This is a genomic window from Plectonema radiosum NIES-515, assembly GCF_025753815.1.
Classification (GTDB): Bacteria; Cyanobacteriota; Cyanobacteriia; order Cyanobacteriales; family Nostocaceae; genus Hassallia; species Hassallia radiosum_A.
The window spans coordinates 1-11,034 of sequence record NZ_JAOWRF010000141.1; the positions used below are offsets into that span (position 1 = coordinate 1).

Genomic DNA, 11,034 nt, shown 5'->3' on the forward strand with positions numbered 1-11,034 from the left:
CCCTCTCCCCCTCTCCCCCTCTCCCTTACTCAAAACAACAAGCATCTCCGCTACCGCATCTCGATCTACCAAGCGTCCCAAATCAGGATAAACTAGTGCCATGAGTGTAAGTAAGGCACGGATGACCGGTGAAGCAATCAAGGGGCGTTGGTCATTGAGCGATTCTAAAAATATTCCTTGCTTGCTGAGAATTTCTACTAGCGTATAACGTGCGATCGCATCTAAGCCAGGTGCAATTATTGCAACTTGATCCGCTTCGACTTCTTTTGATTTGATTGCTTTGACAATTTCTTCTGCTGTTAGCCGCAACAGTTGAGCGCGGGATGTCGTTTGAATCGATCGCACTACCTCTGGTAAACTGGAAGGCATCATCGATTCTGTGACTAATTCCACCATCGGCACGCAAAGCGTATTTGCAAGGCTGTTTTCTGCTGGTTGATTTAAAAATTCTACTCGACAACGCCTTGCTAACTCTTCTAAGTATTTCGGATCTGCTCCCAATAAATAGCGCACTGCACCATCAGGATTGTAACTAAAAGCTCCTACAGCACCTTCATTTAGTAAAAAGTCAAACAGACGACGCGCTACACCTGGATACTCATCTACGTCATCAGCTAACACTGCCTGATAACGTTTGACCAAGCGCTGTTGATAAAGGCGATCGCTTAACAAATGTTGACACCAAAGTTCGGTAATAATTCCATAAGTCAGCAATCCTCTCTCCAAACACCAGTTACGCCAATCTAAAAGCAAAGTCCCTAACAATTGTGGATCTAAATTTACCGTATTTTCTTGTGGTAATATAGCTTTTGTCAAAATTTGGCTAATATCTTCGCACGCTACGCCACTGTAAGCTGCTAATTGCAATAAGTCTAGGATGCGACGCACCCCTCGGTACTCCGAACCTCCCAAAGCTTGGAGAAAGTTTTCATTTACAGCAGATCGCCAAAGTAAGGTTGCTAATTCTTGCTCAGTCTCTGGACGTAATCTAACCGGAAATTGAGCTTTTAAGTGTAAAGATTGAATTAATAGGGGCCAAAATAAAATAATCTCATCCTGAAAAAAACCCAATATCGTCTTAGCACGAACTGGATATTTTCCCTGAGTTGATGTAACAATTCTATCTGCCAACTGTCGCCGATTATCGTCATTGGCGGCAAAGACTAAAACTGCTGGTTCTGTTTGTTGAAGAGACGGGTGTTGTTGTCGGCGGAAATTTTTTTGGGGTTCCGGCTTTTTAGTATAAAATAATTCTTGGTTTGGATTTTCAGTTTGTACCCAATTACAAAACTGCTTCACCAAGCGAGCAGTCTTACCACTGCGGCTAGCGCCGACAATCCAAAGTGAATCACAAACCACAAACCATCTCCAAATTTAATCTCTTATTATACCTTATGCGTTAACTTAAAGTTAATAATCACCAAAAAGTGCTGGATGATTGCCGACGATGAAAATTTCTTTTTTTCGCCAAAAAATATACAATTTTCTGCTAGCTGCTTACCGATGGTACTTACTCACAGCAGAACGTTCTCTAGATCGAGCTTACAAAGCAGCGTTACAGATTAAGGCTATAGAAGACGAACATTTTAATGGTAATAAAATAGACTTTGACTCATCCAGATACACCAGCAGCATGATGGATTATTTTGAGTCAGATCTAAAAAAACAATTAAAAATCGCTCGGATGCGCTTGACTGAGTTTAAAGCTAGCTGTTATTTTCTCAGTGAATCTAATCAAAAAGCTGCGATTAAAGCAGGGATAGAATATACTAATCCGGCGACAATTTTAGAAAAACTTAGATTTATCGATCAAGTTATTGCTAAATACACCACCTTTGATCATGAAACAACTTCTTCAGATTTAGTTACCGAACCGAAACCGGAAATTATTCCATTAGATTCAGCGATCGCACCAGACATTGCACCCGCACCATTACCCCAAAAGTTTTCAAGTAAAACTTGGCATAAAAAAGCAATAAATAAGGCAAATTCAACCGGAATATTACCTCGTTCGATTTTAAGTACTATCACTCGTTTACAAGTTGAGTTAGATCCGAAATCCGAACAAGATGTTGTTAAAAACTTTCGTCAGGCTCAAAGAAGAACAATTATATCTGTCAGATTTCTTTTACTATTAGTTATAGTACCAATTCTAACTCATCAGATATCAAAAACATTAGTTGTCGGACCAATTGTTGATAGTTTTAGAAGTTCCGAGCAGACCGGAATCTTCATCAATTATGAAATGGAAGAAGAAGCACTGCAAGCACTAGAAAAATTTGAACAGAGAACAAAGTTCGACATTCTAATAGGCAGATTAACAGAACTATCTCCTGAGGAGATGGAAAACCACGTCAAAGAAAAGGCTCTTGAGATTGCCGAAGAATTTCGTGCCGAAAGCTCAAGTGCGATTAAAAATGTTTTTGCTGACCTTTGCTCGGTTGTTGCTGTCATCTGGCTTTTACTGGTGAGTAAACCCTCCATTGCCGTTATCAAAGATTTCTTCGATAATATAGTATATGGTCTGAGTGATAGTGCCAAAGCATTTATTATCATTTTGTTTACCGATGTTTTTGTCGGATTTCACTCACCTCATGGATGGGAAGTGCTTCTAGAGGGTATATCACGTCATTGGGGACTACCAGGAAATCACGATTTCATTTTCTTGTTTATTGCCACATTCCCAGTAATTTTAGATACCATCTTTAAATACTGGATCTTCCGATACCTAAACCGCATATCCCCTTCAGCAGTAGCAACCTACCGCAATATGAATGAATAGACTCAGGGTAAAAAGTCTCAGATAGAGTATTTTTTACTACAGCCAAATTTTTGCTGATTTGCTTGCGAACAAAGCAGAAAAAAATCAGTCTTTTCTACTAATAGAGTCATAAAGCCATGATTATCAAACAGACACTTTCATTATTAGCACTCTCTGCGCTGATGTTATTACCAGCAGGAATTGCCACAGCAGATGACATTGACGTTCAGACCGGCAGCATGAGGGTTAGAGTTAGTGAAGACGGCACTACAATAATTAACTCGACTCCCAAACAAACAATTATCGTTCCTAGTAAAGTACCCACCTCAAGGGTACGTGTTCTATCAAATCGTAACCAGCGTTATAGCGTTTGGAAAAATTCTCAATCAACGTCAAATATTTGTAATGGCAAAAAAATAACCCAGCAAAGCACTCAAAGCAATAGGTCTGGCACTTCGGTTAACCGTACTTACAGTTCCACAACGACGACATCTTGTTAATAATTTACTAAGTGCTGCGTGAAGCTACTTTAGTTTACGGTTATAAACACGCAACCCCTGCATCTATCCGAACAAAGGACTGGTGTAGGGGTTTTCACAACTAAATACACGCATTGGACAAATTTGTAACCAATTAAATAAAGAAAAACTCTGCGCTCGTCCTTGTTTAAAAATGAGTGCGTTTTTACGTAAAAGCGACTTGACTTGATTATTTATTCGCATACTCAAAGTTAAAAAATGTAACGAATTTTTCCGGAACTTGCATAAATCTCCCAACCTCATCATATAAATACACCAAAGCTGAAAGTTCGCACCAGCCATGTTGAGAGATTTTTTAGCTTGGTTAGGTACAATATTTTTGGTTTTTGCCGAAAATCAAGGCTTTTTCATCTAAAAAGTGAGTTATGGGATTAAGTAAAGACTGACTGTAGTTTTCTAAGTAACATGATTAGGGAATTAAATATGAAAAAAGTTCATTGATTTGACATATCCATTTTCTAGATGAAAAAGACTCTGACAATCATCACTCTCAGCATACCTGTAGTTCTGTTGATACTTTTAGTACGGATGCAAAGTTTTGGACAACGGGAACTTAGTCCACCGGAATGTCAAGTGAAAAAGTGGGATCTACCAGTGTTGTTAAAAACCAAAAATCAAAAAGCCGCATCACCAGTACTTGTCGAAAGGTCACCAGTTAGATGTTGTGAGGGTGATAGCTCTTGTTTGGATGAAGTTTTATTTACAGGTGAAAACCCTCAATTACCAGATAAAAAGATACTGTTGCAAGCTATCGATCGCAGTTTGGGATATTTGCAAACTAGTAATGCTGATGCTGCTTACAAAAACTATGAAGTGCCGGTAATTACACGCGATCGCGTGACCAAAAGTCTGCAAAAATTCCGTCAACTGCTGCTTCAAGCTAAATCTGCCACAGAACTTCATGCAGCTATTGAGCGTGAATTTGTTCTTTATCAGTCAATCGGTAAAGACAACAAAGGTTCCGTTTTGTTTACCGCTTACTATGAACCACTTTATGCTGCTAGTCGCATTCCTACCGCAGAATATCGCTATCCGATTTATAAATTGCCTGGTGATATCGAATCTTGGTCAAAACCTCATCCTACACGAGTGCAACTAGAGGGAGCTGATGGATTGCAATTCCGAGTAGGTAAGTTGCGCTCTTTAGAGTTGTTTTGGTTTCGCGATCGCCTCGAACCGTATATGATTCAAATCGAAGGTTCTGCCAGACTTCATCTGACCGATGGTACGCAAACCACCGTAGGCTATGCCGGTAATACAGCTTACAACTACAAAAGCATCGGAGGAGAATTAGCCAACGATCGAATATTACCTTTAGAGGGGATAACAATGCCAATTATCCTCGAATATTTTCACAAGCACCCACAAGCTTTAAATGTCTATATTCCCCGGGATCCCAGCTTTGTTTTTTTTCAAGAAAACTTCGGTGCAGCAGCGCAAGGTTCTATCAAAGTGCCACTTTCTCCAGAGCGTTCGATTGCTACAGATAAATCTATCATGCCTCCTGGTGCTTTAGCGTTGATTCGTGCTCCTTTTCCCTTTGTCAAGGGTAGCGGGGAAATGGAAGAGCGAGTCGTCAGTCGTTACGTTCTCGATCAAGATACCGGAGGTGCAATTAAAGGTGCGGGAAGGGTGGATTATTTTTTAGGTACTGGGAAAGTGGCAGGCGATCGCGCTGGGGTAACAGTCAGTAATGGACAACTATATTATCTCCTACTTAAGTCCAAGAAATAAACTTATTTCCCTATTAAAAGCCGAACTAATATTTCAAACTGTCATAATGGTGTGTCAAAAGTGATTTTTACAAAGTTAACAATTCATCTTCATATTATACTGACGCTTATTTTTTCGCAAAGAGTGATGATTGTATCACCCTTTGTGAAAAAAGTTCTCTTTTATCTTCACTTTATTATTTATGTGAATTTCCAAAAATTAAACTGATCAAATCACAAATTTATTTCCCATATATCTCTCTCTTTCGATATACATCTATTAGCTAGGAACTACAAAAATTCTAAGTCGTCATTTAAATTTACTATACTCAATCTGTAATTTTTGCCATAATCGCTAATAAAGAAAATCTCTTTTTATTTACCAAGCATCTCCTTTTTGCCAATAGGATTAAGTCAAATAAAATCATAAATATTCGGACAACAACTTGTATATAAGTATGCACGTGTAAAAATTATATATTGCCTTTGCGGTTTAATTATTGCTTCTTTTTACTTGCTAATCGTGAGTATTTCGCAGTCATTCTTTATAAATCACGAAAAAAATACTGATATAGTTTAAGTGTAAATAATACCAAAGCAATGGTATCAGCTTGTTTTTCACACACACAATTTTCAGCTCTTCTAGGGGGTTAAAGTGATCAGGATTTTAGTTGATGCTGATTTAATTTTAGAAGTTTTGATTAATCGCACCGAATTTGTCGGAAATGTCAGGGAACTATTGGATAGAATACACCCGTCAATACAAATGTACGTAACAGATGTTGGTTGGCAGAAAATTTACGATTATGCAAGTCGTTTTCAAAGTACTAAAATAGCAGAAATAGTAGTTGATTGGTTACAAGATAAAATTCAGATTTGTACTGTCGATCAAAAAATATTGCAACAAGCACGCTCCTCACCACTTCGAGATTTTGAATCTGCCGTAGAATTAGTTTGTGCGAGTTATGAAAAATTAGATGCGATCGTTACCCATAAACATGATGATTTTGCCTTATGTTCTAACAAGTTTTGGATTTGGTCAGTTCCAGACTTGCGGTTGCGGGCAAATCTAGAAAATCAATTACAAGCAACTAGAACTAGTTAATCATAAACTCGTAGTGAGGACTAAAGTCCTCATCTGATGAGATAAAAACTGAAGTCCTCACTACAAAAATATTTTATTATGGGCAATTCAACGGACATAATATTATTGATTTAAACACGGTTTATTTCACAAAGTAAGAAGGAAGAAGGAAAAAAGAAGAAGAACCCACCTTTAAAAAAGAGGGATTGAAACAAGGAGGTTTTATACCTCGCTCCAAGCCATCTTGAGTATAATGATTTATTTTTACGGAAGCTCTACACTCACAAAGTAAGTTATTATTGATACTTTTGACTTCTTCCTTCTTCGTCCTAACTTCTTCCTTCTTTGTAAGCGATGCAAACAAATATCAGTTAGAATCATTTTGTGATGAAAATTTTCTAATGCCCATGCTTGAAAATCAAGCCAGGTCTATTAATTCGCGCTATTGCACGTTAACATCAATTTTGTAATTCAAAGCACCATCACCGCTATTTTGTTGAGCGACATTTGTGCCAGGACCGTTTATTTGTACATTCACCCCAGAGGTAGGAGGAGAATAACGCGCAGTAATTTCAACATTGTGTTGTCCCATTGATAGATAAGGTGAGAGATTAATCTCAGAACTGTTCTTGTTCAGTTTTTTCACCACTTTACCATCAACAAGAATCTGACCTCTCAATTGAGTTGCAGAGCTATTAATGCTGAGAAGATGAGGTTGACTAAGACTCGCTGCATTCAGATTGAGAGTGCTTCGTTGATATTGAGATGATTGATCGTTTTGTTGGCTAATAAAAGTTCCAGAGTCTTTCATATCATCATCGTCATTATTGGTAGCTGAGTTAACGCTACTGCTGTCTGAGTTAATACTAGTGTTGTCGGATCTGAGAAAAGTATTTTGATTTTGGTTGCTTTGAGTTAAGTTTTGAACTACAAAGATGGTCGCTATAAGAAAAGCAACGCTGCCTCCCAAAACCATGAGAATTTTTTTCATAATTAGATTTACTCCCCTGACTATATAGTATGAGTTTAAACCCAACTGCTCAAGGAGGGAAACTCCCCAAAGTAATATTAAGAAAGTTATTATGGCTAAATTCCCCCGGAGGGGAATTTAAAACGATTAAAATTGTTACACCCAATCTATAAATATTGGGCTAATTTACTTTTTGTTAAAGGGAAAGTTAGGATCGGCAGCTCGGTTGTATACATGGATTGGACGGCCTACTTTAATGTTAATATTTCGACCACCAGTGTTGTATCCACCGTTTCCACCAACATATTGATCGCTAGTCCGTCTTTGTTCGCACTTGGTAGAAACACAAACTTGTCTACCGACGCTGGTGGCACTGCCACCACTGCAATTGGGGTCAAAGCGTTGACTAACATTATTCGATTGCGAACCTGTTCTGGAACCGTCAACGGCTACTTGCACTCCCACATCAACTGCAACACAGCCAGCCGCAGCTTTAGGAGTAAACGAAGGCATCAATAAAGGAGATACACTTACAACAGAGAAAATACCAAGAGAAAGTAATTTTAAATTCATGGTTGTATCCTAATGAAAATAAACAAAATGTGAACTATTGACAAGTCATTGTTGTCATTGAACTATAACTGCGGTTAACTGCTCTACCAGAACTATGGCTTTGAGTGTTTGTCCTTGTTATATTTCTGCCATTACATTGCATTGACGAAGTTGAGCGGGGGTTTTTCCAAATTCCGTAATTCCGAACATTATTTGGTCGATAAATCCGCTGTGGAGTGCGAATAATAGTTGTTCTTTGTGGAATTGTGTTAACCCTGATCTCGTCGTCATCGTCCTCATCAACATCGACCATTACGTCGTCAGTTTCAACTATTGTGTTACCTGCTGTGATAATGCTGCGAGGTGATGCAATCGGTGCAGACAGCCAATGGGTAAACAAGTATGTGTGTGTGGGAGTAGTGTTAATCCGGATACCGCTGTCATTGCCAACCGAGACTTGAACGTTGTCATTTTGAACGTAAATATCACCGGCTCTGGCAATTCCACTTGGTAATGCAATTAGCGCAGATAAGACTGCTAGTAATGAAACTGTTTGTTTGTAAAACATAACTTAATCACTCTCCTAATAGAAAAAACCGATTTTTTTTTCTGCTTCGCAAGCTAGCAAATCGGTAATACCCCTGTTAAAAAGCTGTCAGCACCACACCAGAGGTTCGCACTCCAGACTAATTCGACTTGAAAGCAATTTGCTTTCACGAGCATGACGGCTTTGAGAATTAATTATTTAACAACGCCTTTCTCGTGGCAGTAGAATTAATCAAGGGTTTAGTCAGCAGCCACAGAAGCATTTTAAGTTGCAAGCTGACCGACTAGGCTAATAACACAAGTGCTTTAGCGGCAATACCGTTGAGCGGCACCAACTTGACGTTGCAAGTTTGTTTGGTCGGCACGTTGGCTGACAACGCTATCATCGATCGCTACACCATTTTGGTTAATGCGCTGATTTGAGCCTTGTGATTGCTGGTTTCCTGGGCAGTTGTTGTAACCACCGTAGCGAGAACCTGCTCTGTTGCTGCGGTACTGATAGCTTGTTTGGCTAGCTCCTTGATTAACTCGACTGTTGTTAATGGAAGTAGCACTTTGATTGAGTTCTTGGCGAGTACCTGAATCGCCTGCGAAGGCAGCAGATGGTGCTATAATCATTGCTGCGGCTAAAAGGGTAAAAGCGTAAGTTTTCTTCAACATATTTTTGAATCCGATTTGAAATTTTTTAGTGATTTCCATCAGGCGTTGCTCTAGAAGCATAATGAAAGCTGATTTCTTCAATGAATGCAACGCCTGATAACTCAATTAATAATTAGCGATTGCGAACGCTTTGGCTTTGGTTGTTGCGGGTGTTGCTATCTTGAGCATTCACAGAACCGTCAATGGCAGCACCGTTTTGGCTTGTACGTTGGACAGAGCCTTGAGATTGGTTTGTGTTATTACCTTTGCGGTAGTATGGGCTGTAGTATCCGCTACGATAACGATTTGCTCTTTGAATTTGTTGTTGGACGTTGGTGCTTGTAGAGGTTTGAGCGTTGGTGCTACCATTGATTGCAGCACCGTCTTGATTGGTTACTTGTACGTTGCTTTGACCTTGACCTGCAAATGCTGCACCAGGAGCGATCGCTAAAGCAGCAGCTAAGATACCAAATGTAAAATTCTTCAACATTGTTTTAAACCTAATTTACTTGTGTGTGAGTGTTGTTTTTGTTTGGAAAGGGCGTTGTTTAAGTTAAACTTTTACTAGCAACGCCTGATAACTCAATTAATAATTAGCGATTGCGAACGCTTTGGTTTTGGTTGTTGCGGGTGTTGCTATCTTGAGCATTCACAGAACCGTCAATGGCAGCACCGTTTTGGCTTGTACGTTGGACAGAGCCTTGAGATTGGTTTGTGTTATTATTTTTGCGGTAGCCGGGCTTGTAATAGCTGCCACGATAACCACCAGCTTTTTTCTGTGCGTTTTGAATTTGTTGTTGGACGTTGGTGCTTGTGGAGGTTTGAGCGTTGGTGCTACCATTAATTGCTGCACCATCTTGATTGGTAACTTGTACGTTGCTTTGACCTTGACCTGCAAATGCTGTACCAGGAGCGATCGCTAAAGCAGCAGCTAAGATACCAAATGTAAAATTCTTCAACATTGTTTTTATACCTAAATAAGTGTGTGTGTTGTTGATGAAGCAGAAGACGTTATTTGACTTGTGGAATCGTTTAGCTGATTCTTTTATTAAGTAGGTAACGCCATCGGAATTTATGCAGTGATTAGCGACAACCAGCAGCTAAAATTTGACGCTGATTGCTGGTTGTAACGCTATCTTGAGCATTCACAGAACCGTCAATGGCAGCACCGTTTTGGCTTGTACGTTGGACAGAGCCTTGAGATTGAGCACTAGATCCAGTTCTGCAAACGGGTTTGTAGTATCCACCACGGTGATAACGATTACCTACTTGATTAGCGCGTTGAATTTGTTGTTGAACGTTGGTGCTTGTGGAGGTTTGAGCGTTGGTGCTACCATTGATTGCACTACCGTTTTGCTCAGTGATTTGTACGTTGCTTTGACCTTGACCTGCAAATGCTGCACCAGGAGCGATCGCTAAAGCTGCGGCTAAGATACCAAATGTCAGATTCTTCAACATAGTTTTTATACCTAAATAAGTGTGTGTGTTGTTGGTTTAAAGAAGGCGTTATTTGACTTGTGGAATCGTTTAGCTGATTCTTTTATTAAGTAGGTAACGCCATCGGAATTTATGCAGTGATTAGCGACAGCCGGCAGCTAAAATTTGGCGTTGATTATTTCGGGTGGTGCTATCTTGAGCATTGGTGCTACCGTCAATGGCAGCACCGTTTTGGCTTGTACGTTGGACAGAGCCTTGAGATTGGGCACTAGATCCACCTCTGCAATAGTAAGGGCTGTAGTAACCCCCACGCTGATAACGATTACCTAGTTGATTGGCACGTTGAATTTGTTGTTGCACGTTGGTGCTAGTGGAGCTTTGCACGTTGGTGCTACCATTGATTGCTGCACCTTCTTGCTCGGTAATTTGCACATTGTTTTGAGATTGCTGGGCAAATGCGGCACCTGGTGTTATAATAAGCGCAGCAGCTAAAAGACCAAAAGCGCAGGTTTTCTTCAACATAATTTTAGACCTAATAAGTGTTAGTTTTTTTTGTTAGTTTCGATTTGGCGTTGCCTAAATTGTGAATTGGTTTGGCTGACTTACATAATTCAAGAATGCCTAATCGCTCAATTAGTTATTGATTATTTTTGATTAACGGCAACCGGCAGCTAAAATTTGACGCTGATTGCTGGTTGTAACGCTATCTTGAGCATTCACAGAACCGTCAATGGCAGCACCGTTTTGGCTTGTACGTTGGACAGAGCCTTGAGATTGAGCACTAGATCCAGTTC

The 11,034-nt window shown here is 39.7% G+C and carries 12 protein-coding genes and 1 pseudogene; 4 read left to right on the forward strand and 9 right to left on the reverse strand.

Going from position 1 to position 11,034, the window contains the following annotated elements:
* Positions 1-1,359: pseudogene (locus OGM63_RS09405) on the reverse strand (recombinase family protein); the annotation flags it as partial.
* Between the two features lie 88 nt (positions 1,360-1,447).
* Here OGM63_RS09405 and OGM63_RS09410 point away from each other — a divergent pair.
* The 4 genes from OGM63_RS09410 (at position 1,448) to OGM63_RS09425 (ending at position 6,117) form a co-directional block, all read left to right on the forward strand.
* Positions 1,448-2,782, forward strand: a complete 1,335-nt coding sequence (locus OGM63_RS09410) for a proton extrusion protein PcxA (protein ID WP_263745255.1) — start codon at positions 1,448-1,450, stop codon at positions 2,780-2,782.
* Positions 2,783-2,898: 116 nt separating this feature from the next.
* Positions 2,899-3,261 carry a hypothetical protein gene (locus OGM63_RS09415; RefSeq protein ID WP_263745256.1) on the forward strand — a complete coding sequence of 121 codons (363 nt, stop codon included), beginning with the start codon at positions 2,899-2,901 and terminating at the stop codon, positions 3,259-3,261.
* Between the two features lie 501 nt (positions 3,262-3,762).
* Positions 3,763-5,034: a murein transglycosylase A gene (mltA, locus tag OGM63_RS09420; RefSeq protein ID WP_263745257.1), complete on the forward strand. Its 1,272-nt coding sequence runs from the start codon at positions 3,763-3,765 to the stop codon at positions 5,032-5,034.
* A 633-nt stretch (positions 5,035-5,667) separates the two neighbouring features.
* Positions 5,668-6,117 (forward strand): PIN domain-containing protein, encoded by a 450-nt coding sequence (locus OGM63_RS09425; RefSeq protein ID WP_263745258.1) that lies wholly within the window; start codon positions 5,668-5,670, stop codon positions 6,115-6,117.
* Positions 6,118-6,538: 421 nt separating this feature from the next.
* On the opposite strand, the gene OGM63_RS09430 is transcribed toward OGM63_RS09425, so the two are convergent.
* From OGM63_RS09430 to OGM63_RS09465, 8 genes are all read right to left on the reverse strand, one after another.
* Entirely contained in the window at positions 6,539-7,087 is a 549-nt protein-coding gene (locus OGM63_RS09430) for a hypothetical protein (protein ID WP_263745259.1), read from the reverse strand.
* Positions 7,088-7,252: 165 nt separating this feature from the next.
* Complete coding sequence (locus OGM63_RS09435; RefSeq protein ID WP_263745260.1) at positions 7,253-7,639, reverse strand: hypothetical protein; 387 nt, start codon at positions 7,637-7,639, stop codon at positions 7,253-7,255.
* Positions 7,640-7,673: 34 nt separating this feature from the next.
* Entirely contained in the window at positions 7,674-8,186 is a 513-nt protein-coding gene (locus OGM63_RS09440) for a hypothetical protein (protein ID WP_263745261.1), read from the reverse strand.
* 284 nt (positions 8,187-8,470) lie between these two features.
* Positions 8,471-8,884 (reverse strand): hypothetical protein, encoded by a 414-nt coding sequence (locus OGM63_RS09445; protein WP_263745263.1) that lies wholly within the window; start codon positions 8,882-8,884, stop codon positions 8,471-8,473.
* A 52-nt stretch (positions 8,885-8,936) separates the two neighbouring features.
* Positions 8,937-9,293: a hypothetical protein gene (locus OGM63_RS09450; RefSeq protein ID WP_263745264.1), complete on the reverse strand. Its 357-nt coding sequence runs from the start codon at positions 9,291-9,293 to the stop codon at positions 8,937-8,939.
* A gap of 103 nt (positions 9,294-9,396) precedes the next feature.
* A complete protein-coding gene (locus OGM63_RS09455; RefSeq protein WP_263745265.1) occupies positions 9,397-9,765 on the reverse strand; it encodes a hypothetical protein in 369 nt (122 codons plus the stop codon).
* A 121-nt stretch (positions 9,766-9,886) separates the two neighbouring features.
* Positions 9,887-10,261: a hypothetical protein gene (locus OGM63_RS09460; protein ID WP_263745266.1), complete on the reverse strand. Its 375-nt coding sequence runs from the start codon at positions 10,259-10,261 to the stop codon at positions 9,887-9,889.
* Positions 10,262-10,381: 120 nt separating this feature from the next.
* The gene (locus OGM63_RS09465) at positions 10,382-10,762 is read right to left on the reverse strand and encodes a hypothetical protein (RefSeq protein ID WP_263745267.1); all 381 of its coding nucleotides are present in this window, start codon (positions 10,760-10,762) and stop codon (positions 10,382-10,384) included.
* Positions 10,763-11,034 lie beyond the last annotated feature (272 nt).